Here is a 26832-nt window from a genome sequence, read left to right as displayed (position 1 = left end):
TTGGGAATTTCGGCTGGCGCCGAGGTTTTGCGTTGTCTTGGTCGTGTTCGCTTTCGCGAGAACCGACTGGCGTCCGTGCCGGTTCGTCCCGCATCCCTGCGGTCGGGGACTCGGCGTGCGCCTTGGTCACGTGTTTGCCTTGTTCGGCTCGTCGAAAACCGACTGGCGTCCATGCCTGTTCGTCCCGCATCCCTGCGGGCCGGATACCCTTCTTTGCTTGTCCAAAGAAGGGTATCCCCAAGAAAGGACACCCCCGGCAGCGCCGCCTTGCGCGCCTCGTGCGCGCAAGGTCCGCAGGCGATGGCCGGTTGCGCCGACAGCACCTCCCTGTGCCGACGGCGCAATGCGCGCGCTCCATCGCGCGCACCCTGCGGGCCGTTCGGCCATCGCCCGCCGCCGCTGAAGGGGATTGGAAGCAGCGCGCTCCTGCGCGCCAAAGCCAAGGCATCGTCGCGTTTCGGAACGGCTCGGTGGTCGGATCAAGGTGCGCAGCACCGGATCCGACATTTTTCGTGTGCGGGCAGGATGCCCGCGCCTTTGCTTCTCAATCCCTTTCGGCCGCGGCAGGCGCGCGCAGATCAGGCCCGCAGGGGCGGCGCGATGGATCGCGCCGAGTTTGCCGTGCGTGCATGGATGCACGGTCGGCAAACCCCGCAGCGCGTCTGCGCAGTCCCGCGCGCACGATGTGCGCGGGACCAAGGCCGTGAGGGCGCCGTTCTCTTTGGTGGCTTTCTCTTGGGCGAGCAAGAGAAAGCCACCGGCCCGCAGGGATGCGGGACGAACAGGCATGGACGCCAGTCGGTTCTCGCTTCGGCGCAGCGGAGGCTACCGAGGCCAACTTTCGACGCATGCCAAAATGACTGTCGCCGCCCGCAGGGATGCGGGACGAACCCATACGGACGTGAGTCGGTTCTCGCGCAGCCGAACACGACCAGGACAACGCAAAACCTCGGCGCAAGCCGAAATTCCCATCCGCAGGGATGCGAAACGAACCCATACGGACGTGAGTCGGTTCTCGCGAAAGCGAACACGACAACGCGCAGCCGCAAGAACAGGACAGGCCCACCGCGGCGGCGCGAACCAAAACACCTGCTGCGCACGAAACAGGCAAAAAAAAACAGACTTCAAGCCCGATGGTAGGGATGCCCGGCGAGAATCGTCGTCGCGCGATAAAGCTGCTCGACCACCACGAGCCGCACCAGCATGTGCGGCAAGGTCAAGGGCCCGAGCGACCAGCGCTGGTCGGCGCGCGCGAGTGCCGGTGCCGCATGACCGTCGGGGCCACCGACCAGGAAGGCCAGGTCACGTCCGCCCATCCGCCACTGCGCGAGTTGCGCGGCCAGTTGCTCGCTCGACCACGGCTTGCCGCCAACATCGAGCGCAATCACGTGACAGTCACGACCGAGCGCGGCGAGCACGGCAGCGCCCTCGTCGCTGCGTGCACGTTCGTCATCACGTCCCTTGCCACGTGCACCGAGCGGGATTTCCACCAGCTCGAGCGGAAGATCGCGCGACAGCCGCTTGCGGTATTCGGCCACGCCCTCGGCCACCCATGCCGGCATGCGCTCACCGACCGAAATGAGACTGGCCTTCATGATGCGCGCGCAATCCTCGTGCCCGAACCGAGCCGACCGTGGCGGTCTGCGGCCACCTCAGGCGGTGGCCTGCCACTCGCTGTCGGGGCCGATGCTCCACAGGCGTTCGAGACCGTAGAACTCGCGCGTGCGCGGCAGCATCACGTGCACGATCACGTCGCCCAGGTCGACCAGCACCCATTCGGCCTCGCGCTGGCCCTCGACGCCAATCGGCGGATTGCCCGACTGCTTGGCCTTGCGCACGACCTCGTCGGCAATCGACTTGACGTGGCGCGAGGAGGTGCCGCTGGCGACCACCATGAGATCGGCGACCGAGCTCTTGCCGCGCACATCGACCTCGGTGACGTTCTGCGCCTTGAGATCATCGAGCGCATCGAGCACGAGCTTGCGCAGTCGCGCAAACGCGTCGAGCACCTTGGCGACTTTCGGCTTGCCGGCGCGCTTGGCGGGAGCCGCCTTGGCCATCGTCGTGGCGCTGCGGCGCGTCGGCATGGGTTGCGTAGCCGCGCGCTTGGCGCTGGCCGTGGTGGTCCTCGCTGGCGCCTTGCGCAGCGCCTTTTTCGCGGCAGATTTCCCGGCACTGACCGGCTTGGCGCTGGTCTTGCGGGCGGCGCTGGCGCCGCGTGACGGGGGGGCCTTGGCGGCCTTGGGGGTTCCGGCCTTGCGCGGGCGGGCGCGTGTTTCCGACGTAGCCAAGCGGGAGCAACCTCTCGATTCGTGCGCGCCGGTGCGGCGCGTGGCCAGTATAGGCCGAATCTCCAGCCATCGACGCGCGCCCGTGAAGGGCGCGGCCCGGCCATTGCGGCATGCTATAAGCGCGCCCATGCACGCCGAGGAGACAACCGCCCTGCTGCTCGACCGCGCGCGCGGCGGCGATGCAACCGCGCGCGATCGTCTGGCCGCGCGCTATCTGCCGATCCTGCGCCGCTGGGCCCATGGCCGGCTGCCGTCTTCAACCCGTGATCTCACCGATACCGACGATCTTGTTCAGGTCACGCTCTTCCGCGTGTTGAACCAGATCGGGAAGTTCGAGTACGGCGGCGCGGGCAGCTTTCTTGCCTACTTGCGCAGCGCGCTGCTCAACCTCCTGCGCAACGAGATCCGGCGCGTTGCGCGGCACGGCGAGAGTCTGGGACTGGATGAAAATTTCGCCGAGGACGATGCGGCATCGCCGCTGGAACAGGCGATCGGGCGCGAGCGTCTGGAACGCTACGAAGCCGCGCTCGAGGCCTTGCCGCAGCGCAGCCGCGAGCTGGTCATCATGCGCCTGGAGTTCGACATGACCTACGAAGACATCGCCAGCGAGATGCAATCCACGCCCGACGCGGTGCGCATGGCGATCAAGCGCTCGGTCGAGTCGCTCGCGCGCAGCCTCGGTGGGCACGAGTGAACGCGCCCGATCCGGTGCGGGCGCTGGTCGACCGGCTGGTCGAGGGCCAGTCGATCGAGTGGGATGCCGCCGCGATCCGCGACAACGCGATGCTCGACGGGCTGCATGTACTCGACGAAGTGCGCAGCGCCTACCGGCGCATCGGCCATGCCAGCGCGCCGCCGACGCCGGTGCTGTTCCATTGGGGGCCACTGGCCGTGCTGGACAAGGTTGGCGCAGGCGCCAGCGCCGAGGTCTATCGCGCCTGGGATTCGGGCCTGGCGACGACCGTCGCCCTCAAGCTGCTGCGACCCGAGGCAGCCGCCGCCGGACTGCGCAGCGAGGAGTTCCTGCGCGAAGGACGCCTGCTCGCCCGGATCGCCCACCACAATGTGCTGCGCGTGCATGGCGCGGCGATCCACGCCGGGCGCCCGGGCCTGTGGAATGAATGGATCGATGGCCGCACACTCGAGGCCATCGTCGCCGCCGACGGTCCGCTCTCCTGCGCCGAGGTACGGCATGTCGGTCTGGAACTGTGCGCGGCACTCGGGGCGATCCATGCCGCCGGGCTCGTGCATGGCGACGTCAAGGCCAGCAACGTGTTGCGCGCACGCGGCGGGCGCATCGTGCTCGTGGATCTCGGCGCCGCCGGCACGCCGGACGCACTGGACGGCAGCTTGCGTACCCAGGCCACGCCGGCCTATCTGTCGCCGCAAGCGCGCGACGGCGCACCGCGTTCGGCTGCCGATGACCTCTATGCGCTGGGCGTGCTGCTGTATTTCCTGCTCACCGGGACTTACCCGACCAACGAACGCATGGACCTGCGCGCCCGGCTACCCGACCTGGACCCGCGCGTGGCTGGCGTGATCGAACGTGCGCTTGCCGTCGATCCCGCACAGCGTCATGCACAGGCGCATGCGTTTGCCGATGCGCTGCGCGCCAGCGTCAGCAACGCGCCGGCGCCAATGCGCATCCGCCGTGGCTGGCTCGCCGCGGCAAGCATCGCGCTGATTGCACTGGGCGCATGGGTGGTTTGGCCTGCACCGGAAGGGACTGCGTGGTCGCCGCAGGCGGCGCTTGTCTCCCACGACCAGGCCGGTGTCGCGTTGCGCGATGGCGATGCACTCGCCGTGGGCGACCGTCTCGACCTCAAGCTCGAGAACGATCGGCCGACCTGGGTTTACCTCCTCAATGAGGACGAAACCGGCAGCTTCCACGTGTTGTTCCCGCTCGCCGGCTTGCCGCATGCCAATCCGCTGCCGCGCGGCCAGACCATGCTGCCGGGCGAACAGTCAGGCCGCGCGCTCTCCTGGCAGGTATCGAGCGCAGGCGGACGTGAGGAGTTCGTGCTCGTGCTTGCCAATGCGCCCTTGCCCTGGTTCGAGCAGCGACTGGCCGGATTTGCCGCCGCATCGATCGAGGCACCACAACGCGGCGTTGCGCAGGTCGGCTCCGCGCCACTGACCAACGTGTCCCTGCACGGTCGCCATCTCAATGCCCTCCTCAATGAATTCGCCGGCGAGCTTGGCGACCGGCGGCGCGTCCAGGTCATCGCCTACCGCTTCAACACGCGGGCAAGCCGGTAGTCGACACGCGTGCACGCAGCCCCAAGCAGCGCCACTTGATCAGAGTTGCCATAAACTTCGGCCCGGGGAGGGCCGATGAACACAGCATTCTTGCGGGCAGTGGGATGGCTTGCCGCGCTCGCCGCCATGCCGATGGCGGCGCAAGGCGCGCCCGACCCGATCGCGGACGACCTCGCCCGCGGCGCCTGTGGCACGGCCGCAGCCAACGCCGAACAGACACAGGCCAGCGCACGCGGTGATGCAGCACTGGCCGACGCGCTGGCCCTGCGCACGCGCGTCGCCCTGGCCTGCAATCGACCCAATACGCTCAAGCTGGAAGACTGGCTCACTCGCGAGCGTGCGCTGCGCGCGCACGCGAACGGCGCGGACTCCACTGCCGTCGCCAGGGTCGATCTCGATCGCGTGCACCTGGAGCAATTGCGCAACCACGCCGATGTCGCGCTGGCCGCTGCCACGGCGCTCGACGAACGCGCGACGCGCCTGCGCTGGCCGGATGCCTTGCGCGGACGCATCGCCGCGCGCATCGCCTCGATCCAGAACCAGAGGGCCGCGACCGACGCCGCACTGGACAGCAGCGCGCGCGCGATCGCCCTTGCCCGCGCGGCCGGAGACGATGCGACCCTGGTGCTGGCCTTGGAGGAGCGTAGCCGCGCACTGATCGCTGCGGGTCGGGAGCCGGAGGCCGTCCGCGCGATGACGGATGCCACGCAAATCGCCCAGCGCCATTTCGGCGCCCGCAGCGCGCAATACGCCCATGCCCTGCGCTACCGCGCCCAGGTAGCGCGCATGGTCGGCGACTACGGCACCGCCATCGAACGGCTCGAACAGGCGCTGGCAATCCAGCGCGCGCTGGCCGAGACCGACCAGCGCCTGATCGCGACAATCTGGTTCAACCTCGGCCAGACACGCAAACAGGCGGGCGACATCGACGGCGCCGCGGAGGCTTACCAGTCCGCGCTCGATGCCGCCGCCCGCGACCCGGATCCGGTCCGGCCGACCCGTGCGGTGGTGCTGCATTCGCTGGCCAACCTCGAACGAGAACGCGGCAATCGCGCGCGCGCGATCGAGTTGTATGCGCAGGTACGCCCGCAGTTCGAGAAATATTACGGAGCCGATTCGCCGGCGCTTGCCACCTTGCTCAACAACTACGGCGAAGCCGAGGCGCACAGCGGCAACTTCGCGGATGCCGCCCGGCTGTACGAACAGGCGCTCGCGATCGCGCGCCGGCGCGGCAGCACCGATCCGGGCGACTACCTGCCGCTGGCCAACCTCGCCATGCTGCAGATCTGGCAAAAACGCTACCCCGAAGCCGAGACCGGCTTTCGCCAAGCGTTGAGCCACATGAAATCTGCCGGCGCCGGCAGCGAAGGCAGCGCACTGTTCCCGGGCATGGGGCTGGCGGCGAGTCTGTGGGGGCAACAGCGCATGGACGAAGCGCTCGATGCCGCACTGGACGCCGAACACACCCGTCAGGCAGCACTGCGCCTGGCCGCCAGCCATCTCGGCGAAGAACAATCAGTCGACCTGCAGGAATACCAGGAACCCAGTCTGGACCTGGTGATCGCCATCGCCGCCGCGAGCGGCAAGCCCGCACACCTGGAACGCGCCTGGCTGGCAAGCATGGCCGCGCGCGATGCACTGACTTCGATCCAGGCCCAGCGTCTGGCTGCGGTACGCACGGCCGGCGACACGGGGGCAGCCAAGCTATGGAGCCAATGGCGCAGTGCCAGCGCGAATCTTGCACGCGCCCAGCTGGGCCAGGCCGATCCAGCCGGATTCGAACTGGCGCGTGCAGGGCTCGAAAGTGCCGAACGCGCGCTCGCCCTTGCCACGCCTCTGGGCAGTGCGCTGGCGGCGCGCACGCCCGCGTTCGCCCAAATCCGCAAGGCGCTTCCGGCCAGCGAGTCATTGGTGCTGTTCGCGACCGCACGCCTGCGCGAGCCCAGCGACTTCGCCCGGGATGCGGCCGATCTGCGCAGTCCCGACGTATTTGCCTTCCTGCTAGCCAAGCCAAGCGCGCGCGTGCAGGCGCTGCGGCTGGGCACGCTGGACGCGATCACGCAAACGGGCGATGCCTGGGTCGCGTCCCTGGCCGATCGCGACGTCGCGCTCGCCACCCTGGACGAGCGTGGCAGGAAACTGGGCAAGCTCCTCTGGCAACCGCTGCGGGCAGCGGGCGCTGGCCAGCACTGGCTGCTCGTTCCGACTGATTCCTTGTACCGCCTGCCCTGGGGCGCGCTGCCCGATCCTCGCTGCAAGTCCGCGAAAACGGGCAAGTCTTCATGCCCTCTGGTCGAGAGCGGCTTTCGTGCCCACATCCTGAACCATGAGCGTGAACTGCTCGCGCCGGCCCCGTCGCGCGATGCGCCGCACCTGCTCGCGCTCGCCGATCCAAGCCTGTCACCGCTTGCGCTGCCGCCGCGCGCACGACAGTGCGCGCAGGGTCTGGCGGCCCTGCCCGGCGCACGCAGCGAAAGCACCGACCTCGACCACTACTGGCGCACGCGCCTTGGCCCCGACGCGACCTCGACCCTGCTGGTCGGCACCGACGCCACCGAAGCCAGACTGCGCAGCGCGGCTGGCAGCGCGAACGTCCTCCACCTTGGCACCCATGGCATCGCCCTGGGCGGCGACTGCGACAGCGCCGGCGATGCGCTCGCCATGCGCGGTGCATCCTTGGCGGCCGATTCACCGCTGGCCGCCAACACCCCGAGTCTGGCGCCAGTCGCCCTCCTGCTGGCCGCGGGCAACACCGGCAACGTAGACGACGATGGTCTGCTGAGCGCCGAGGAGATCGCCGCGCTCGACCTCGGCCACACCCAACTGGCGGTGCTCGCCGCCTGCTCCACCGCCAGCGGTCGGCCACGCCGTTACGAAGGACCGTTCGGACTCGCCCGCGCATTTCGCCTCGCTGGCGTGCGCACCACGGTCACCAGCCTCTGGCCAGTCGATGATGTGGCCACCGCGCAATGGTCGCGCGAGTTCTACCGCGCCCGCTACGAGCGCAATCTCGGCACCGCCGACGCCTTGGCGAGCGCGCAACGCGCGGTGCTCGCCACTCGTCGCGCGCGTGGCGAGTCGATCCATCCCTACTACTGGGCAGCTTTCACCGCCAGCGGCGACTGGCGCTGATCGCACTCAGCATCTTGATGACGTCGGCGCATCTGCGCCACTCCGCGCAACCCGATTGCTGTCGTGCAGTGCCGATCGCTGTTCGGTTCCTGCGCGTGGGCGTGTTCCTGTCCTTGTTCTTCCACGGAAACGCGCCCCATGGGCATCAGATTCGGATTCATCATTGTCGCCCTGCTGGCAACGCCGTTGGCCCGGGCCATGGATTTCTGTGTGCAGGACGACAGCCAGTTCGCCACCGCGCTCTCCGTGCAGGAAATCACTCCGGGCACGCACACGATCCGACTGGGTGCGAACAGGACCTTCCACCTTGCCGGCACCGCTTTCGACGATGCCAGCAATCCCTATCACGCCGAAGGCATCACCATCGTCGGCGGCTACAACGCCGACTGCAGCGCGCAAACCACCCGGGACGCCGCCAGCAGCGTGCTCGACGGCAGCGGCACAGGCAGCGGCTTGTCTGTCCTGTCCGTGGCCGGCGGCAGCAGCCTCACCCTGCGCAACCTGACGCTGGCCAACTTCGCCAAGCCGCTTTCCATCGACATCGGCGGCGATGATGTGCGCCTGCGCTGGCAGCACGTGCGCGTGATCGACAGCGCGAGCATCGAGATCGCGATGAACACCGACGGGAATGCGCGCTTCGAAATCTCCAACAGCCTGTTCGCACGCATGAGTGGCGCTGTCTTCAACGCCGCCCTGTCGCTGAGTGGTTTCAACGACGGCATGCGCATCGACCTGCTCAACACCACCATCACGGCCAGCGCCAGTAAGGGGGTGTCGATCTTGAATCCCAACGGCAGTACCTACCTGTACAACAACATCTTCCACGGCAACGCCAGCGGCTATGTCGATCTGGATCTCCATGAACCGGTGTACGCCTTCAACAACACCGTGGGCACGCACAGCGGCACCTACCTGCCCGGTTCGGCCGACAACTCGTCGGCCAATCCGCTGTTCGTCTCGGCCTCCGACTACAACCTGCAGTTTGCTTCGCCCGCGCGCGACAGCGGCACGCAGAACACGCCCGTCCCGCTGTCCGCGTTCGATATCCAGGGTGGCGTGCGCGTGGCCGGCGGCCAGATCGACCGAGGCGCCTACGAGAACGATGCCTCGGGGGGGACCATCGTGCAAGTCTCCAACACCAACGATGCCGGCATCGGCTCGCTGCGCCAGGCGATCCTCGACGCGAACGCGAATCCTGCCTTCAACATCATCGGCTTCAATATTCCCGGCACCTGCCCGCGCACGATCGCGCTCGACACCGAACTGCCGTCGATCACCGATGCGGTATCAATCCGCGGCTACAGCCAGCCCGGCTCGCAGCAGAACAGCAGTCTGCTCATCGACAACGCGACGATCTGCGTCGAACTGGTGGAAGCCAGTGGCCACACCGTGATCAACGGGCTGCGCTTCCGGCCGGCGACGGATCAGGATTCGCTCGACGTGTCGGGCCTGGCCATCGGCGGTTTCAACCGCGGCATCTTCATCGACCACGTCGAAACCGACAACGGCGCTGGCTATTCGATCTGGGGCAACTTCATCGGCCTGGCCGCCGACGGCAGCAGCGCACGCGCGAACAGCTACGCCGGTGTCGATGTCAGCGGTCGCAGTTACGGCACGATCGGCGGCAACGACGATGCACAGCGCAACGTGATCGCCGGCGGCCTCGCCGGGGTGCGCATCGACGCCGACCAGAGCAACTTCATCGTCAACAACTTCATTGGTACCAGCTCGTCCGGCGGCGTCGCGCGCCCGAACGCAATCGGCGTGTACCTGCTGACGCCATTTCACCAGGTCAGCGACAACGTGATCTCGGGCAACAGCGCCGCCGGCATCTCGATCAGCGCCGACAGCAACAACGTCTCGGACAACCGCATAGGCCTCAAGGCATTCGCGTTCTGCCCGCCGCCATGCACGCCAGACTACGCGCTCGGCAACGGCGGTGCCGGCGTGCAGGTGAGGGACACGGCGAGCGACAACCAGCTCCGGGACAACACGATCGCATGGAATACCGGTGCGGGCGTGGGCATCACCAGCACCGGCGCCGGCAACAGCATCAGGGACAATCGCATCCACGACAACGACGGCCTAGGCATCGACCTCGGCGTGGCGGGTGTCGATCCGATCGACAACGACCCCACCACGCCGGCGGGCACGCCCAACCACGGCCTCAACGCACCGGAACTGGCCTTCTCGCGCGGCGGCAACACCAGCGGCCATGTGCTCGGGCAGTTGCAGACGATCAACGGCCAGTACCGGATCGAGCTGTACGCGAGCCCGACCTGCGACGCAAGCGGGCACGGTGAAGGCAGTGAACTCGTCGGCAGCGGCATCGCCACCATCGGCAATGCGACCGCGACCACCAATGGCAGCACCACGTTCGACCTGGCGATCGCCGACACCACCAGTCTGGTCGGGCGCGAGATCACCGCCCTTGCCGTCGCTCAAGACGCATGGCCACGCCTGGGCGACACCTCGGAATTCAGCGCCTGCGTGGCGCACCAGTTCGTCGACATCATCTTCGCCGACGGCTTCGATCCTGCGATTCCCTGAAACCCACCCTGCGCGCATGGCGCAATCGTTCGCGACAACTGGAGGCATGCATGTACCGTTTCGTTTTCGCTCTGATCACCGGCATCGCCCTGGGGCTGGCTGGTGCGCCGAAATCCGCCCGCGCAAACATCTGGATCGTCACCAACACCCTCGCCAACGGCCCGGGCAGCCTCGCCCAAGCCATCACCGACGCGAACGCGAATCCGGGTGCCGACATCATCGGCTTCAACATCAGTGGCAACTGTCCACGCACGATCGCGCTGGGCGACGCCACGCCGCTGCCGGCGATCATCGATTCGCTGTCGATCCGCGGCTACACCCAGCCCGGCGCAAGCGCGAACAGCAGCGAATTCGGCGACAACGCGACGATCTGCATCCAGTTGCGCACGATCAGCGGCGACACGGTGCAAAACGGCCTGCGCTTCGCGCCGATCGACATCTCGGCGAACTTCGACGTGTCCGGTCTGTCGATCGGCGGCTTCAACGACGGCATCCGCATCGAAGGCGGCAACTACACCATCGCCGGGAATTTCATCGGCCTCGACGCCGACGGCGTCACTCGGCGCACGAACCACTACAACGGCATCCGCGTCCAGGCGAGCACCGCCTACATCGCGACCACGCGCCTCATCGGCGGCACCGCTGCGGCCGATCGCAACGTGATTTCGGAAAACGGCACGGGCGTGGCGCTGTACGGCGGCGCCGGCAACCTCGTGCGCAACAACTTCATCGGCACCACGCGCAGCGGCAACGCGGCGGCCAGCAATGGCAACGGCATCTTCGTGGCGAACCTGTCGAACGAAATCAGTGATAACGTGGTTTCCGGTAACAGCGGCGCAGCGATCCGCATCGAAGGCGCCAACGCCGCGGCCAACTACGTCAGCTTGAACAAGATCGGCGTCAAGAGTTTCACGGCGTGTTTCCCGCCACCGTGCCCACCAGGCACCGAAAACCTCGGCAACATGGGCGAGGGCATACGCATCGCCGCCGGCGCCGCCGGCAACTTCGTGGCGCTCAACACGATCGCCTGGAACGACGGCGACGGCATTTCGCTGCCCGATGCCGGCCCGCTGAACGAACTGAGAGCCAACTCGATGCACGACAACAGCGGCTTGGGCATCGACCTCGGCGTCGAAGGCGTGGATGCCATTGACAACGACGCCATCGCGCCGACCGGAGCGCCGAACCGGCTGCTGAATTACCCGGTTCTCGACAGCGCCGGCGGCGGCGAACTGGGCGGCACCGTGAACGGCTTCCTGCAAAGTACCAACGGCCATTACGTAATCGAGTTCTATGCCGACACGTTGCTCGACCCGAGCCTGCACGGCGAAGGCCGCGATTACCTGGGCTATGGTGAAGTCGACATCGTCAACGCGCCGGCCGGCAACAACGGAGCGGTCCAGTTCCACCTGGCGATCAGCGACAGCGTCAGTCTGGTCGGCCGTCACATCAGCGCGCTCGCGGTTGATGCCGATGGCAATACCTCCGAGTTCAGTGAAGGGCGCACCTACACGTTGAACGACACGATCTTCGCCGACGGCTTCGATTGATCGACACGGCGGGCACCGACAGCGACCATCACGCCACCCGGAGCGACACTACCGCGCGGTGCGCTACACTATGCCGCCTTTCCTGTGCGGCACGACCGCCCCAGCGCATGTCGGACGCCGAACGCGAGACACCCGTGGAAACCCCGCCTTTCAGCGCGCTTGGCCTGCCGCAGCCGCTCCTTGCCGCGCTGGCCGATGTCGGCTACGAGACGCCCTCGCCGATCCAGGCCGCGACGATCCCGCCCCTGCTCGAAGGCCGCGACGTGCTCGGCCAGGCACAGACCGGCACCGGCAAGACCGCGGCGTTCGCGCTGCCGATCCTCGCCCGGCTCGATCTCACCAAGGCCGCGCCGCAGGCGCTGGTGCTCGCGCCCACGCGCGAGCTGGCGATCCAGGTGGCCGAAGCCTTCCAGCGCTACGCCACCCACCTGCCCGGTTTTCGCGTGCTGCCGATCTACGGCGGCCAGAGCTATGGGCCGCAGCTCGGCGGCCTCAAGCGCGGCGCGCATGTCGTGGTCGGCACCCCGGGTCGGGTGATCGATCATCTCGAACGCGGCTCGCTCGATCTTTCCAAGCTCGACACCCTCGTGCTCGATGAAGCCGACGAAATGCTGCGCATGGGCTTCATCGACGATGTCGAGAAGGTGCTGCAGAAGACTCCGGAATCGCGCCGCATCGCGCTGTTCTCGGCGACCATGCCGCCACCGATCCGGCGCATCGCGCGCGAGCACCTGCGCGATCCGGTCGAGATCGCGATCAAGGCCAGGACCACCACCGCGGCCAACATCCGCCAGCGTTACTGGTACGTCAGCGGCATGCACAAGCTCGATGCACTCACGCGCATCCTCGAAGTCGAAGCCTTCGAGGCGATGATCGTGTTCACGCGCACCAAGCAGCTCACCGAGGAACTCGCCGAGAAGCTGCAGGCACGCGGCTTCGACGCCGCCGCGATCAACGGCGACATCGTGCAGGCGCAGCGCGAACGCCTGATCCAGCAGCTCAAGGACGGCAAGCTCGACATCCTCGTCGCCACCGACGTTGCCGCGCGCGGACTGGACGTGGATCGCATCAGCCACGTGCTCAACTACGACATTCCCACCGACACCGAAGCCTACGTGCACCGCATCGGTCGCACCGGCCGTGCCGGTCGCAGCGGCGAGGCGATCGTGTTCGTCGCGCCGCGCGAGAAGCGCATGCTGCAGGCGATCGAGCGCGCCACACGTCAGCCGATCGCGGAGATGCAGTTGCCCAGCGTCGAGGCGGTCAACGACCAGCGCGTGAGCCGCTTCAAGCAGCGCATCGCCGATGCGCTGGCGGCCGAGGATCTGGGCGTGTTCCGCCAGCTCATCGAGCAGTTCGAGCAGGAGCGCAACGTGCCCGCGATCGAGATCGCGGCGGCGCTCGCAAAGCTGGTGCAAGGCGATCGTCCCTTGTTGATGCAGCCGCCCGCGCGCAGCATGGCGCCGGAGCGTCCGGCACGCGAACGTACTCCGCGTCCGCCGCGTGAACACGAACGTGCCGTGCCGCGCGAAAGACCATTCGCCGAGCGACCCGAACCGCGTCCACGACCCGTCGCCGAAACCCAGGCGCCTGCGTTCGTGCCGGCGCTTGCGCCGACCGCTGCCACATCACACGACGAAGGCGCCGGTCGCACGCAGACGCGGCCACCGCGTTCGCACCACCGCGAGGAAGAAGAAGGTCGGCAGCGCGAGCGCCGTGCGCGCGAAGAACACCGCGAACGCGCGCCCCACGTGCCCGACGAGGGTCTGGAAACCTTCCGCATCGAAGTCGGTCACGACCACGGCGTCAAACCCGGCAACATCGTCGGCGCGATCGCCAACGAAGCGGGCCTCGACAGCAAGTACATCGGCCGCGTCGACATCCACGGCGACCACAGTTTCGTCGACTTGCCATCGGGCATGCCAGCGGAAATCTTCAAGCACCTCAAGAAGGTGTGGGTGTCCGGCCAGCAGTTGCGCATCACGCGCGGCGGCGAGGCACCCGACTTCGGCAAGCCGCGCATACCCAGGGGCCTGCCGGTGGTCAAGAAGGGGAAGCCTGGCGGCTTCGAGCGACCCAAGCGACCTGCGCCGCGCAAGGGTGGAAAGCATGGAAGAGCTTGAAACACGGAGCACACGGAGCACACGGAGAACACGAAAGTTAAGCATCACCAGCAGAAGATGAAGAAGAAGAAATGCTCTTGATCTTCCTTCGTGTTGCTCTTGATCTTCCTCCGTGTGCTCCGTGTGCTCCGTGTTTCAGGCTTTAGCTTTGGCTTTGGCTTTGGCCTTGTCCACTCGACCCGCTGCGGCGTGGGGCGTTCCAGCCTTTGGTCTTGCTTATGCCATTTGTCGCCCGCGTCCGAGATGGAGACGCCCACGGCGGCGCAAGGGTGGAAAGCATGGAAGAGCTTGAAACACGGAGCACACGGAGTGCACGAAAAACACGAAGAACACGAAGAACACGAAAGTGAAGCAGCGCCAGCAGAAGATGAACAAGAAATGCTTTTGATCTTCCTTCGTGTTGCTCTTGATCTTCCTTCGTGTTGCTTTAGATCTTCCTCCGTGTGCTCCGTGTGCTCCGTGTTTCAGGCTTTGGCTTTGGCTTTGGCTTTGGCCTTGTTCACTCGATCCGGCGCGGCGTGGGGCGTTCCCGTCTCAGGTCTTGCTCATGCCATCGGGCGCAAGTGTCGGGCAGCGGCTTGATCGGTCTCGCCCTGAATCAGGCTTGCGCGCTTCGATACGGCCCGAGCAGCGCCGGATCGGCGAACAATGCGTCGGGCACCAGCCAGCGTGGTTCCCGACCTGCGGCGAGCAAGTCTCGCACCTGCGTTGCCGAGATCTCCAGCGGTGTGACCGGCAGCCACAGCACGCGCCCGCTTGGCGATTCGCGTAGCGCGCGCGCGTCGGTCGCGCGGCGCGAGGCGATCCTGGTACGCAGTTCGGTCGGCAGCTGGCTGCCGTGGCCGGGGCGCGTGAGCACGCCGATATGGGTGTGGGCGAAGAGTTCGCTCCAGCGATGCCAGCTCGGCAGGCCCGCGAACGCATCGGCACCGATCAACAGCACCAGCGGACGCACTTCACCAATCTCGGCGCGGATTTCGATCAGGGTGTCGATCGTGTAGGAAGGCCCCTCGCGCTGCAGTTCGCGCGCATCGAGCGTGAGCCGATCTTGCCCGCGCAACGCGGCTTGCACCAAGGCGACACGTTGCTGCGCACTAGCGACGGGTTGCTCACGATGCGGCGGCACCCGTGCCGGCAGCAGCCGCACATCAGCATCGAGCTGTTCCGCGGCTTCCCAGGCCACGCGCAGATGCGCGTTGTGGATCGGATCGAAGGTCCCGCCGAGCAGCGCCAGCGGACGCTCCTCGTTCACGCGAGCAGGTCCTGCGCGCGACGCGGCGCTGCGATCGCGGCGATCAGGCGCTCGAACTCGCGCCAGGCATCGCCTTCGCCGCGGCCCTTGGCGATGCGGTCGATCTTGCCGGCCTGCACTAGACAGCGCTCCCAATGCGGGCCATCGCCGCATTTGAGCGCGCGTCGGAACAGGCCCTCGCGCGCAGCGGGCCAGATGCGTTCGCCGCGCAAGGCGGTTTCGGGATTGGCGGTGGCACCGACCCGCGCGAGCACACGGAGCTGGGTCAGCATCCAGCCAAGCATCGGAATGAGCTCCTCGCCCTCCTCGCGCAGACCGGCGACGATGCGCAGCGCGCGCGTCGCATCGCCCGCGAGTGCGGCATCGGCCAGGCGGAACACGTCGTAGCGCGCATCATCGGCAACACTGGCTTCGAGCGTGGCGACGTCGAGCGTACTGCCCGCATGCAGCAGCGCGAGCTTGTCGACTTCCTGCGCCACCGCGAGCAGGTTGCCTTCGAGCCGATCAGCCAGCAGTTCGATCGCCTCAGCCTCGATCGCAAGACCTCGCGCTGCCGCGCGCGCACCGATCCAGGCCGGTAATTCCTCGCGCTTGAGCGGCCAAGCCGGCACGAACACGCCAGCGCGATCGATCGCGTTCGACCATGCGCCTTCGTGCTTGCCGCTCCAGTCGTTGGCAGTGACCATGAGCACGGTGTCGGGCGGCGGTGCAGCGCAGAACTCGATCAGCGCGGCCGCGCCTTCCTTGCCGGGCTTGCCAGTGGGCAGGCGCAGGTCGATGAGTTTGCGACTGGCGAACAGCGACAGCGACTGGCCGGCATCGACGAGGCGGTTCCAGTCGAAATTGGCTTCGACATCGAGCACTTCGCGTTCGAGATAGCCCAGCGCCCTGGCGCGCGCGCGCAGCGCATCGGCGGCTTCGATCACCAGCAGGTGCTCGGCACCCGCAAGCAGATAGACCGGCTTGAGCTCGCCTGCGGCAAGCTGCTTGTGGAAGGCGGCGAGCTTGGTGGCCATCGCTATCGCACTGAAGCCGGCTGCACCGCTCAGTGCTCGCCCTGACCGAGCACCTGCAGGCGGCGCAGGATGTTCGCGACCATGTCGCGCTGCAGTTCCTCGCGCAGCAGGTCGGTTTCAGCCGACACACCCAAGGCCTGACTGGCATCAAAGGTGAAATCGCGGCTGAGATCGATGGTCTGCCTGGGCAAGAGCGCGGTGCCCGCGGCGTCATTGACCTCGAACTCCACGTGATAGCGCATCGCGTATTCGGTCGCGCGCGCATTGCCGCCGACCGAAAGCACTTCGGTGTTGAGCGCATTGCTGCTGATCTTGAGCGTCGCCACGCCCGGCCCGGCCTGCTCGACGAGCTGCGCGCCCGATCGCGGCAGCGCCTTGGCGAGGCCACGTGCCAATTCGCTCGAGGCATCGGCAATCTCGATATGCACACGCTGCATGCTCGCCGGCAGGCTCGCTTCCTTGCGTAGATGGAAACCACAACCCGCGAGGACGGCGGCGAACAGGAAGGGCAACAGGCGATGCAGGATCATGCGGATTTCCGGCGGGTCGGGCTGGACGAAGGGAATGCGCATCATACGGTGCCGGGCGGCCTGCCCGCGAGCCTGCTTGCGCATGCACGGCGCGCCATTCCGCGGCATCATGGCCGCTCGCTACCCGCATCGGAGCTTTGTCATGCAACGCCGCGACTTCCTCAAGACTTCCCTGCTCGGCGCCGCCAGCCTCGCCGCACCTTCCTTGAGCTTTGCCGGCAAGCCGCGCGAGAAGCTGCGCGTGGCGATGATCGGCACCGGCCTGCGCGGGCAGTCGCAGCTCGGCCCCCTGCTCAGCCGAGACGACGTCGAACTCACCGCGATCTGCGACACCCAGCAGGTGATGCTCGACAAGGCGCTGGCGATCATCGCCAAGGCCGGCCGGCGCAAGCCCGCGGTGATCGGCGGCAACGGCGACGTGCAGGCGTGGAAGAAACTCATCGCGCGCAAGGACATCGATGCGCTGTTCATCGTCACGCCCTGGGAATGGCATGCGCCAATGGCGATCGCGGCAATGGAAGCGAAGATCGCGGTCGCCTGCGAAGTCGTCGCCGGCATCACGCTCAAGGACCACTGGGACGTGCTGCGCACCCAGTTGCACACCGGCACGCCTTACATGCTGATGGAGAACGTCTGCTACCGGCGCGACGTGATGGCCGTGCTGCAGATGGTGCGCGCGGGCCTGTTCGGTGAACTGGTGCACCTGCAGGCCGGATACCAGCACGACCTGCGCGGCGTGCGCTTCAACTCGGGCAATCCAGACGAGCCTTATGACAGCGGCGTCGAATATGGCGCCAAGGGATTTTCCGAAGCGCAGTGGCGCACCCAGCACGCGATCGATCGCAATGGCGACCTCTACCCGAGTCATGGCATCGGACCGTGCGCGATGTATCTGAACATCCATCGCGGCAATCGCTTCACCCATCTCAACAGTTTCGCCAGCAAGTCGCGCGGCCTGCACGACTACATCCTCAAGCATCCCAAGGGCGGGCCGAACCACCCCAATGCCAAGCTCAAGTTCGCACTGGGTGATCTGGTCACCACCACGCTGCGCTGCGAGAACGGCGAGACCATCATGCTGCAGCTCGACACTTCGCTGCCGCGCCCCTATTCGCTGGGTTTCCGCGTGCAGGGCACCGACGGCCTGTGGATGGACATCAACCGCTCGATCCACATCGAAGGCAAGAGCCCGCCGCACAAGTGGGAAGAAGCGCAGAAGTACTACGACCAGTACGACCATCCGCTGTGGAAGAAGTACGCCGCGCAGGCGGCCGGCGCCGGCCACGGCGGCATGGACTGGTTCGTCGTGCATGCCTTCATCGAGGCACTCAAGGCCGGCGCACCGATGCCCATCGACATCTACGACGCGGTTGCCTGGAGCGCGATCACGCCGCTGTCCGAACAGTCGATCGCCGAAGGCTATCGCACCCTGCCCTTCCCCGATTTCACCGAAGGCGCGTGGCAGACGCGCAAGCCGATCTTCGCATTCGACGATCGTTACTGAGGCCGCGCCGGCGCGGCCTCAAACGCATGCCGCGCCCCTCACACCACGATGTTGACGATCTTGCCCGGCACGATGATGACTTTCTTCGGCTGCGCGCCGCCGACGAACTCGGCGACCTTGGGTTCGGCCAGCGCGAGTCGTTCGATTTCGTCCTTGCCCAGTGACACTGCGACCTCGATCGTGCCGCGCAGCTTGCCATTGACCTGTACCGCGAGTGTGACGGCGTCGCGCACCAGCGCGGCCGCATCGACCTTGGGCCAGGGCTGATCCTCGATCAGGGTCTGCGCATGGCCGAGCACCTGCCACAGCGCATGCGCGATGTGCGGCACGATCGGGTTGAGCAGGAGCACCATCGCGGCCAGCGCCTCGTGGCGTACCGCGCGCCCCTGCGCGCTGGCGTCGTCGAACTTGCCCAATGCATTGAGCAGCTCCATCACCGCGGCGATCGCGGTGTTGAAGGCATAGCGCTGGCCGATGTCGATCGAGACCTTCTGGATCGTCTCGTGGGTCTGCCGGCGCAGGGTCTTCTGCGCGGGATCGAGTGCCGACGGATCGAGCGCGGCCGCGGCGCCGGCGGCGGCATGCGTCGTCACCTCGCGCCAGAAACGGCGCAGGAAGCGCGACATGCCTTCGACACCCGCCTCGTTCCATTCCAGTGATTGATCGGGCGGCGAGGCAAACATCGAGAACAGGCGCACGGTGTCGGCGCCGTACTTGTCGACCATCTGTTTCGGATCGACGCCGTTGTTCTTGGACTTGGACATCTTCTCGATGCCGCCGATCGAAACCGGCTTGCCATCGGCGCGCGCAATCGCGCCGACCACGCGCGCCTTGTCGTCGCGCTGGATTTCGACATCGGCCGGATTGATCCAGTCCTTCGAGCCGTCGGCTGCTTCGCGATAGAAGGTCTCGGCGATCACCATGCCCTGGCAGAGCAGGTTGGTCGCCGGCTCGTCGGACTGCACCAGCCCCGCGTCGCGCAGCAGCTTGTGATAGAAGCGGAAATACAGCAAGTGCAGGATCGCGTGCTCGATGCCGCCGATGTACTGGTCCACCGGCAGCCAGTAGTTGGCGCGCGCATCGACCATCGTCGGCGCGCCGGGCGAGGTGTAGCGCGCGTAGTACCAGCTCGATTCCATGAAGGTGTCGAAGGTGTCGGCATCGCGCTGCGCCGCACCGCCACACTGCGGGCAGGCGGTCTGCAGGCAGGATGGATCGGTGCGGATCGAGGACTCCAGCCCGGTGAAGGCCACGCTCTCGTCGAGCACGACCGGCAACTGATCCTCGGGCACCGGCACCGCACCGCACTTGGCGCAATGGATGATCGGGATCGGGCAGCCCCAGTAGCGCTGGCGCGACACGCCCCAGTCGCGCAGGCGATAGTTGATGCGTCGTGCGCCGGTGCCGTCCTTCTCGAAACGTGTCGCGAGTGCATCAAACGCAGCGCGAAAGTCGAGCCCATCGTATTCGCCCGAATTGACCAGGGTGCCGTACTCGGTGAAAGCGCCCTTCTCGATGATGTCGCGCTCGAAGCTTTCGACGATTTCCTCGGCGCCGGCCGGTTCGTACACGTCGATCGCCCGACTCGCGCCGAGCGCTGCACTCATCGCGTCGGTATTGTCGGCGGCATCGCGGCCGAGTTCCCGGATCGCATCGAGCACGCCGTCGCTGACAATCACCATCTTGATCAGGAGATCGTACTTGCTGGCGAACTCCCAATCGCGCTGGTCGTGCGCCGGCACCGCCATTACCGCGCCGGTGCCGTAGCCCATGAGCACGAAGTTGGCGATCCAGATCGGGATGCGCTCGCCCGTGATCGGATGGATCGCCGAAAGACCCGTGTCGATGCCGCGCTTCTCGGCGGTCTCGATCTCGGCTTGAGCGGTGCCGCCGTGGCGGCACTCCTCGATGAAGGCAGCGACCAGCGGTTTGTCCTTGGCCACCGCGCGTGCGAGTGGATGCTCGGCGGCAATGGCGAGATAGGTCACGCCCATGAGCGTGTCGGGACGGGTGGTGAAGATCTTGAGCGGTTCTGCCTCGCCTTCGACCTTGAACTGGATTTCGAGGCCTTCCGAACGTCCGATCCAGTTGCGCTGCATGGTCTTGACCGAATCGGGCCAGCCCGGCAGCCGATCCAGCCCGGCCAGCAATTCATCGGCGTAATCGGTGATCTTGAGGAACCACTGCGGGATCTCGCGCTTCTCCACCAGCGCGCCGGTGCGCCAGCCACGCCCGTCGATCACCTGCTCGTTGGCGAGCACGGTCTGGTCGACCGGGTCCCAATTGACGACCGAGTTCTTGCGATAGGCCAGGCCCTGCTTGAACAGGCGCACGAACATGCGCTGCTCGTGCACGTAGTATTCGGGCTTGCAGGTGGCGAACTCGCGCGACCAGTCGATCGCATAGCCCATCGTCTGCAACTGCGAGCGCATGTGCTCGATGTTGGCGTAAGTCCATTTCGCCGGCGCGGTCTTGTGCTTGATCGCGGCATTTTCGGCGGGCAGGCCAAAGGCGTCCCAACCCATCGGCTGCAGCACGTTCTTGCCCTGCATGCGCTGGTAGCGGCTGATGACGTCGCCGATGGTGTAGTTGCGCACATGGCCCATGTGCAGCGCACCCGACGGGTACGGCAGCATCGACAGGCAGTAGAACTTCGGCTTGCCCGGCACTTCCTTGACTTCGAACGCCCGGGTCTGGGTCCAGAACTGCTGTGCGGCGGTTTCGACCGCCTTGGGTTCATATGCCTCGAAACAGGTCGGGGCGTCGCTCGCTTGGGACATGGGGCAAGGAATTCCTGATCGGATCGTGCAGCCTATCGCAGCGCAGCATGCGAGGAAAGGCAAGCGCTTGTTTCCCCTGCCACGGCGGCGCAGGCTTGGCGATCGGCACGCTGCGCCAGAGGCCGTGATTGCGAATCACGCGGCCTTTTTGCGTATCGAAAAGTGAATCCCCTTGTCTGACCACCATCGAGGAACCTGCCCCATGCACTTCCGCGCTTCGACCTCCAAACCCTCGCCCACGACCCTTGCCGGCGCAAACACCCGAGGCTGTCCCGCCCGCGCGATGGCAGGTACCGCGACTGCGGCGCTGGTCGCCTGCATCGCGCTCGCACTCGCCGCCCCGATCGCGCACGCGCAGGCCGCAAAGGCCAGTGCACAAAGCGCCACGCCACCCGTGCTGTACTGGATGGACGTGGCGACCTACTCGATGATGGGCATGGATGAATTGCCCGAGATGGACGGCATGGCGGGCATGATGATGGGCGGCATGATGGGTCGCACCAGCATGACCGGACGCGATGGTCGGCATGCCAAGGGCGTGGGCAATTTCGGCCAGACCAAGGGCATGGGCGGCATCGGTCGCCAGCTCGACATCGCGCTGTACACGCGCGCCAGGCCGGCCGGCACTTCGGCAACCCAGCAAATCCCGGATCGTGCCGATGTCGGCGCCAACCCGCTGCACCTGGTCACGCCGCCGCGCGAGAGCGTGAGCGGTTCGAGCGATGAAGCGAGCTATCCCGAGCGTCCGCGCGGCCGCATCCTGTTCTACTGGGGCTGCAGCAAGCAGGTGAAGGCAGGCCAGCCGCGCATCCTCGACATGAGCAAACTCTCCACGCAGGACTACACCAACTTCATGCAGGGCCGCAGCGTGAAGGATCGCGGTGCGCGTGCCGAAGCCGGCTACGCGATCTGGCCCAACGAACGCGAAAACTCGCATATCCGCCGCGATGCCTCGCTGGCGGGCCAGCACAGCCTGAGCGGCGAGGGCGTACCGGCCAGCATGAGCTTCACGCTCGGCCACGATCAGGATTTCATGCCCAGCCTCAAGGTCGACTCCGCGGGCGACCTCAAGGACAGCGTGCACGTGAGCTGGCAGACGCTGCCTACCGCGCGCGCCTATCTGCTCACCGCGATCAGCGGCGGCAAGGATCACAATGATGATCCGGAGATGGTGATCTGGAGTTCGTCCGAGCCGCCCGAATCGGGCTTCGGCCTGATGGACTACGTCTCCAATGCGAACATCGACAAGTGGCTCGGCGAGAAAGTGCTGCTGCCCGCCAAGCAGAGCGACTGCGACGTGCCGGCCGGCATCTTCGCCAAGAGCGAAGGCGCGATGCTGCAGGCAATCGCCTATGGCAACGAGCTCAACATCGTGCATCCGCCGCGCCCGGCCAATCCGAAGACGCCGTGGACGCCGGAATGGTCGGTGCGCGTGCGCAACAAGTCGGTGGCGATGAACATGCTCGGACAGGAAAACGCCGACATGAGCGATGGCCGTTCCGATCGCTCGCGCCGCAACGAGCGCAAACAGCGCAACGAGGAAGAGCGACCCGGCCCGGGCAGCGTGCTGCGCAACCTCTTCAAGCGCTGAACCCGCAACCGCGCGCTGGCACCGACATGGCCAGGGATGGCCGGCGGCGCATCGACGGCGGCCTGCACCCGCTTGCGCAGGCCCATGCATTTGGCGTGCCCGATAGCGCTTTTCGTCAGGCATGCCCGTGCTTGTTGCCGTGGAGCAACAGCTGAAAGCCCGATGCCAATCCGTTGGAGGTCGAACTGAGGCCTGCCCTGGCTGCTGTCGATGAATCGGATGTCAGTTGTGTGCCTCGATTTCCGTTTACTTCGCTCGGAAGGATCGTCCTTCCTTGAACTCAGGAGACGGGAATCATGCAATCGCACATGCTGCGCGCCGCGCTCGCGGCTGCCATCGGGCTGGGGATCGCGAGCACCGCATCCGCCCAGACTTTCACCTACCACGGCCAATTGCAGGACGCGGGCAAGGCTGCCAACGGCAGCTATGACCTGCAATTGACCCTCTACTCGGCCGCGCAAGGCGGCCGGGAAATCGCCGGGCCCATCACGCTCTACGGCGTGCCGGTCAAGGACGGCAACTTCGTATCCGAGGTCAATTTCGGCCCGATCGCACCGCTCGTCGACAAGGCCTGGCTGGAAGTGAGCGTCAAAGCCGGTGGCGGCCAGTTCGTCAAGCTCGACAACCGCTCGCCGGTCGCACCTGAAGGCACGGCTTGTCCAGGCTCGTGGACGCTTGATGGCAACGCGGGCAATCCCCCCGGCAGCTACCTGGGCACCGCGGACAGCAGTGCCGTCGTAATCAGGGCCAACAATCAAAATGGCGCGCTGGTCTATCCGGGTGGCAACGTCGGCCTGGCTTTTCCATATGGCCCGGCCACCGGCGTGCAGTATTCCACTGCCATCGGCTACAACGCCGGCACCATGTTCAGCGGATCGACCGTGATTGGCGGAAGCAGCGACGCGACCTTTGGTACCACCGTCCGCGACACTGCGACCAATCAGGTCGTAATCGCCGCCGAGCATGGCGTGGGCATCAACACCGGCAAGGCCGCCAATGGCAATGCACTGATGGACGAGCTGACGATCGCACCCTCGGCCGGCCTTCCCGCTGGCAATGCCGACATCAGCCTCATCACCGGCACGCCCGGAGCGAGCGGCTACCACGGCTTCAACATCAACGCCGAACCCGTGGGCTACCTCAACATCGCCGGCCTGTACTCGCCCTCGGCAGGATCGCTCAACTACGGCAATATCCTGCGTGTGAATTACAGTAGCGCAGGCTATGCGCTGTTTGGCTTCAATGGCGCATCGGCAACCTCCCCGATCCATGTCGGCACCACTACCAGCAATGGCAACGGTGCCTATCTGTCGTCGACCGGCGTATGGACCAATGCCTCCAGTCGCACGTTCAAGGACTCGTTCGCGGCGATCGATCCGGTTGCCGTGCTCGAGAAGCTCGTCGCGCTGCCGGTCAAGACCTGGTACTACAAGGGCAATCGCGGTGATGGCCAGCACATGGGCCCGGTCGCCGAGGACTTTGCCGCGGCCTTTGGCCTGGGCAGCAACGAGAAGTACATCGGCTCGGTCGATGAGAGTGGCGTCGCTTTCGCGGCGATCCAGGGTCTCAATCGCAAGTTTGCCAGCGAGAATGCCGATCTCAAGGCGCGCAATGCGGCGCTGCAGGAGCGCGTCGATCAACTCGCAACCCGACTGGCCAAGCTGGAAGCGCAACGGGGAGAATGACATGGGTATGCCTTCGCACAAGACTTGCGGCGGCGTCCTGTTCGCGCTGGTGCTTGTCACCGGCGCCATTGCAGCAAACGCCGCGACCAAGGCCGCGCCCGGGTTGCCCGCCACCAACAGTGGCCAACGCTTCTCGATTTCGGCCAGCCTCGTACCCACCGCTGCGCCAACCGCGCGCGGCAATGGGCTCGAACTCAAATCACGCCTGAGTTCCGGCAGCTCCGGTCCACCGGTACAGGAGGCCGGTGGCTTTGCGCTCATTGCTCGTCTCGCGGTATCGCCGCTGGTCTGCTACGGCGACACCATCTTCAAGGATGGATTCGAAGGGCCTTGATGCCCGATCGAAGCGAGTGAACGCCAAGGCCATGACCGGGCCCGGTCGATTCCGGGTCCGGCCACGGCCGCAACAGCCGTCACGCCTTGCCCCATCTTTCGGCATAGGCAACGGCGCAGGTGATCGTTAGCATGGCGTGTCCTTCCGGAGACTCCCGCCATGCGCATCCTGCCTGCCGTCCTTCCGCTCGCCCTTGCTACGACCCTTGCCCACGCGCAAACGCCACCTGCCGCGGCAACGGTCCTGCACTGCGGGCATCTGCTCGATACCGTCAACGGAAAGCTGCTCGGCGCGAGTACCGTGATCACCGACGGCAAGCGCATCAAGGAAGTGCGAGCGGGCACCAGCGCGGTGCCCGGCGCGCAAACAATCGACTTGTCGAATGCGACTTGCCTGCCCGGCCTGATCGACAGTCACACGCATCTGACCGGCGAAACCAGCCCGACCGGCTACAGTGACCAGTTCCGCTGGAACATCGCCGACTACGCGATCCGCTCGACGGTCTACGCGCGGCGTACGCTCGAAGCCGGCTTCACCACCGTGCGCAACCTTGCCGACAATGACGGCGAGTCGATTGCATTGCGCAACGCGATCAATGCCGGTGTGCTGCCCGGGCCACGCATCTTCACCGCCGGCACCGCGATCGGATCGACCGGCGGGCACGCCGATGGCACCGACGGTTACCGCAAGGACCTCGCCGGAGACCCCGGCCCGAAGCAGGGCATCATCAACGGCGTCGACGATGCCTGGAAAGCCGTGCGCCAGCACTACAAGGACGGCGCCGACCTGATCAAGATCATGCCTTCGGGCGGCGTACTCGATGAAAGCACCAGCGCCGACAACCCGCAGATGACGCTCGAAGAAATCAAGGCCGTGGTCGCGGCCGCGCACGACTACGGCTTCACCGTCGCCGCCCATGCGCATGGCGCCGAAGGCATTCGGCGCGCAGTGGTCGGCGGCGTCGATTCGATCGAGCACGGCACCTTCATGGACGATGCCGACATGAAGTTGATGAAGGAACATGGCACCTGGTACGTGCCGACGATCATTGCCGGCAAGTATGTCGAGGAAAAGGCCAAGGTTCCCGGCTACTACCCGCCGCAGGTCGCGCTCAAGGCGGCCAAGGTCGGCCCGATCATCCAGCGCACCGCCGGCAAGGCCTACAAGGCGGGCGTGAAGATTGCCTTCGGCACCGACGCCGCGGTGTTTCCACACGGCCAGAACGCCAGGGAATTCGTGTACATGGTCGAGGCCGGCATCCCCGCGATGTATGCCTTGCAGGCCGCGACCACCCATGCCGCCGAGTTGCTCAAGAAGAGCGCCGATCTGGGCAGCGTCGAAGCCGGCAAGCTCGCCGACGTGATCGCGGTCGATGGCAATCCGCTCGAGGACATCACGCTGATGCAGAAGGTGGGTTTCGTGATGAAGGATGGCGTGGTCTACAAGCAAGGCGGCAAGGACCTGCTGCCGTGAACCTGCGATCGGCGTGCCCGACCGCACGTCGGTTGCATCTGCCGCGATGAACGCGCACTGGCTCGGCAGCCTCGCCGCGACACTCACCACGATCTCGTTCGTGCCACAGGCGATCCGCGCGATCCGCACCCGCGAGACGCGCGGCATCTCGACCTGGATGTACGCGCTGTTCACGATCGGCATCGCCTGCTGGTTCGGTTACGGCATCCTGCTCGGCTCGTGGCCGATGATCGTTTCCAACGCGATCACCTTTGCGCTCGCGGCGACGATCCTCGCCCTCAAACTCCGCTACGGCTGAATCCCGGCCGAGTCAGCGGCGCCCGCCGCAGCCTGCCGTCCGAGGATCTCGAGGCCGTGACGCTCAACGCGCCAGCCATCACCTCCCGCGGATTCCACTGAAGATTGCCTCATGCAGCAGTGGCGAGGCGCCGACAGGGATCTTGCGCGTTGTGCCACGCATTCAGTGCAGGCGTGAGGTGAACTCGCGATCGATCCTTCCCAAGTGAAGGCTTCAACGTGCGCCCTGCGCTGGAAGCCTGCACGTTGCAGCCCGACTCAGCAAGAAAAAAGCCGCAGGCACGAGGCCTGCGGCTTGCAAAGTTCACGCTGAGTGTGACTTCAGGGCGTCTCGAAGCCGTCCGCGAAGATGCGGTCGCTGCAGTCGATCACCACGTTGGTGACATTGGCGCCCGCAATCGTGCCGCTGGCGTTCTGCGCAAAGCAGACCAGTCCGCTCGGCTGGGCCTGCACCGTGACCGCATA

At 66.2% G+C, this 26832-nt stretch carries 18 protein-coding genes; 12 read left to right on the top strand and 6 right to left on the bottom strand.

The window, feature by feature from the left end; genetic code table 11:
- Positions 1-1124: 1124 nt before the first annotated feature.
- Together rlmH and rsfS are read right to left on the bottom strand one after the other, a co-directional pair.
- A complete protein-coding gene (rlmH, locus tag KF759_RS13295; RefSeq protein ID WP_291226313.1) occupies positions 1125-1595 on the bottom strand; it encodes a 23S rRNA (pseudouridine(1915)-N(3))-methyltransferase RlmH in 471 nt (156 codons plus the stop codon).
- Positions 1596-1652: 57 nt separating this feature from the next.
- Positions 1653-2060, bottom strand: a complete 408-nt coding sequence (gene rsfS, locus KF759_RS13290) for a ribosome silencing factor (protein WP_291226316.1) — start codon at positions 2058-2060, stop codon at positions 1653-1655.
- A 358-nt stretch (positions 2061-2418) separates the two neighbouring features.
- On the opposite strand from rsfS, the gene KF759_RS13285 reads away from it, so the two are divergent.
- From KF759_RS13285 to KF759_RS13260, 6 genes are all read left to right on the top strand, one after another.
- Positions 2419-2985, top strand: a complete 567-nt coding sequence (locus tag KF759_RS13285) for a sigma-70 family RNA polymerase sigma factor (protein WP_291226311.1) — start codon at positions 2419-2421, stop codon at positions 2983-2985.
- Complete coding sequence (locus KF759_RS13280) at positions 2982-4550, top strand: serine/threonine protein kinase (RefSeq protein ID WP_291226309.1); 1569 nt, start codon at positions 2982-2984, stop codon at positions 4548-4550. Before KF759_RS13285 ends, KF759_RS13280 begins: the two co-directional genes overlap by 4 nt.
- Before the next feature lie 75 nt (positions 4551-4625).
- Entirely contained in the window at positions 4626-7682 is a 3057-nt protein-coding gene (locus tag KF759_RS13275; RefSeq protein ID WP_291226307.1) for a CHAT domain-containing protein, read from the top strand.
- Positions 7683-7820: 138 nt separating this feature from the next.
- Positions 7821-10232, top strand: a complete 2412-nt coding sequence (locus KF759_RS13270) for a right-handed parallel beta-helix repeat-containing protein (protein ID WP_291226305.1) — start codon at positions 7821-7823, stop codon at positions 10230-10232.
- 50 nt (positions 10233-10282) lie between these two features.
- Complete coding sequence (locus KF759_RS13265) at positions 10283-11782, top strand: right-handed parallel beta-helix repeat-containing protein (RefSeq protein ID WP_291226303.1); 1500 nt, start codon at positions 10283-10285, stop codon at positions 11780-11782.
- Between the two features lie 107 nt (positions 11783-11889).
- Positions 11890-13905, top strand: coding sequence for a DEAD/DEAH box helicase (locus KF759_RS13260; RefSeq protein WP_291226301.1), 2016 nt, complete (start codon positions 11890-11892; stop codon positions 13903-13905).
- A gap of 598 nt (positions 13906-14503) precedes the next feature.
- Here KF759_RS13260 and nadD read toward each other — a convergent pair.
- From nadD to lptE, 3 genes are read right to left on the bottom strand one after another with little or no spacing between them, the layout of a single operon-like run.
- The gene (gene nadD / locus KF759_RS13255; RefSeq protein WP_291226299.1) at positions 14504-15157 is read right to left on the bottom strand and encodes a nicotinate-nucleotide adenylyltransferase; all 654 of its coding nucleotides are present in this window, start codon (positions 15155-15157) and stop codon (positions 14504-14506) included.
- Complete coding sequence (gene holA, locus KF759_RS13250; protein WP_291226297.1) at positions 15154-16173, bottom strand: DNA polymerase III subunit delta; 1020 nt, start codon at positions 16171-16173, stop codon at positions 15154-15156. The genes nadD and holA overlap by 4 nt, the downstream gene beginning before the upstream one ends.
- A 29-nt stretch (positions 16174-16202) precedes the next feature.
- Positions 16203-16703, bottom strand: coding sequence for an LPS assembly lipoprotein LptE (gene lptE / locus KF759_RS13245; protein WP_291226295.1), 501 nt, complete (start codon positions 16701-16703; stop codon positions 16203-16205).
- A 142-nt stretch (positions 16704-16845) separates the two neighbouring features.
- Here lptE and KF759_RS13240 point away from each other — a divergent pair, with 142 nt between their 5' ends.
- Positions 16846-18207, top strand: a complete 1362-nt coding sequence (locus KF759_RS13240; protein ID WP_291226294.1) for a Gfo/Idh/MocA family oxidoreductase — start codon at positions 16846-16848, stop codon at positions 18205-18207.
- Between the two features lie 38 nt (positions 18208-18245).
- On the opposite strand, the gene leuS is transcribed toward KF759_RS13240, so the two are convergent.
- Entirely contained in the window at positions 18246-20987 is a 2742-nt protein-coding gene (gene leuS, locus KF759_RS13235) for a leucine--tRNA ligase (RefSeq protein WP_291226292.1), read from the bottom strand.
- 202 nt (positions 20988-21189) lie between these two features.
- On the opposite strand from leuS, the gene KF759_RS13230 reads away from it, so the two are divergent.
- The 5 genes from KF759_RS13230 (at position 21190) to KF759_RS13210 (ending at position 26368) form a co-directional block, all read left to right on the top strand.
- Positions 21190-22578 carry a hypothetical protein gene (locus tag KF759_RS13230; RefSeq protein WP_291226290.1) on the top strand — a complete coding sequence of 463 codons (1389 nt, stop codon included), beginning with the start codon at positions 21190-21192 and terminating at the stop codon, positions 22576-22578.
- A gap of 296 nt (positions 22579-22874) precedes the next feature.
- Entirely contained in the window at positions 22875-24263 is a 1389-nt protein-coding gene (locus tag KF759_RS13225) for a tail fiber domain-containing protein (RefSeq protein ID WP_291226288.1), read from the top strand.
- A gap of 1 nt (position 24264) precedes the next feature.
- Entirely contained in the window at positions 24265-24597 is a 333-nt protein-coding gene (locus tag KF759_RS13220; protein ID WP_291226286.1) for a hypothetical protein, read from the top strand.
- A gap of 159 nt (positions 24598-24756) precedes the next feature.
- Positions 24757-26070, top strand: coding sequence for an amidohydrolase family protein (locus KF759_RS13215; RefSeq protein ID WP_291226284.1), 1314 nt, complete (start codon positions 24757-24759; stop codon positions 26068-26070).
- Positions 26071-26116: 46 nt separating this feature from the next.
- A complete protein-coding gene (locus KF759_RS13210) occupies positions 26117-26368 on the top strand; it encodes a SemiSWEET transporter (RefSeq protein WP_291226282.1) in 252 nt (83 codons plus the stop codon).
- The last annotated feature ends 464 nt before the right edge of the window (positions 26369-26832 follow it).

The sequence above is a fragment of the Dokdonella sp. genome, from assembly GCF_019634815.1.
In the GTDB taxonomy this organism is placed as follows: Bacteria; Pseudomonadota; Gammaproteobacteria; order Xanthomonadales; family Rhodanobacteraceae; genus Dokdonella_A.
The sequence above is the reverse complement of the archived record's forward strand: the minus strand, read 5'-3'. Positions and strand labels throughout refer to the sequence as shown.

Bases quoted from the DNA above. Each gene is read 5' to 3' on its own strand.
- KF759_RS13265 (WP_291226303.1), top strand. From the start codon at position 10,283: ATGTACCGTTTCGTTTTCGCTCTGATCACCGGCATCGCCCTGGGGCTG.
- KF759_RS13220 (WP_291226286.1), top strand. From the start codon at position 24,265: ATGGGTATGCCTTCGCACAAGACTTGCGGCGGCGTCCTGTTCGCGCTG.
- KF759_RS13210 (WP_291226282.1), top strand. From the start codon at position 26,117: ATGAACGCGCACTGGCTCGGCAGCCTCGCCGCGACACTCACCACGATC.
- rlmH (WP_291226313.1), bottom strand. From the start codon at position 1,595: ATGAAGGCCAGTCTCATTTCGGTCGGTGAGCGCATGCCGGCATGGGTG.
- KF759_RS13285 (WP_291226311.1), top strand. From the start codon at position 2,419: ATGCACGCCGAGGAGACAACCGCCCTGCTGCTCGACCGCGCGCGCGGC.
- holA (WP_291226297.1), bottom strand. From the start codon at position 16,173: ATGGCCACCAAGCTCGCCGCCTTCCACAAGCAGCTTGCCGCAGGCGAG.
- KF759_RS13225 (WP_291226288.1), top strand. From the start codon at position 22,875: ATGCAATCGCACATGCTGCGCGCCGCGCTCGCGGCTGCCATCGGGCTG.
- KF759_RS13215 (WP_291226284.1), top strand. From the start codon at position 24,757: ATGCGCATCCTGCCTGCCGTCCTTCCGCTCGCCCTTGCTACGACCCTT.
- KF759_RS13240 (WP_291226294.1), top strand. From the start codon at position 16,846: ATGCAACGCCGCGACTTCCTCAAGACTTCCCTGCTCGGCGCCGCCAGC.
- KF759_RS13270 (WP_291226305.1), top strand. From the start codon at position 7,821: ATGGGCATCAGATTCGGATTCATCATTGTCGCCCTGCTGGCAACGCCG.
- KF759_RS13275 (WP_291226307.1), top strand. From the start codon at position 4,626: ATGAACACAGCATTCTTGCGGGCAGTGGGATGGCTTGCCGCGCTCGCC.
- lptE (WP_291226295.1), bottom strand. From the start codon at position 16,703: ATGATCCTGCATCGCCTGTTGCCCTTCCTGTTCGCCGCCGTCCTCGCG.
- KF759_RS13230 (WP_291226290.1), top strand. From the start codon at position 21,190: ATGCACTTCCGCGCTTCGACCTCCAAACCCTCGCCCACGACCCTTGCC.
- leuS (WP_291226292.1), bottom strand. From the start codon at position 20,987: ATGTCCCAAGCGAGCGACGCCCCGACCTGTTTCGAGGCATATGAACCC.
- KF759_RS13260 (WP_291226301.1), top strand. From the start codon at position 11,890: ATGTCGGACGCCGAACGCGAGACACCCGTGGAAACCCCGCCTTTCAGC.
- rsfS (WP_291226316.1), bottom strand. From the start codon at position 2,060: ATGGCCAAGGCGGCTCCCGCCAAGCGCGCCGGCAAGCCGAAAGTCGCC.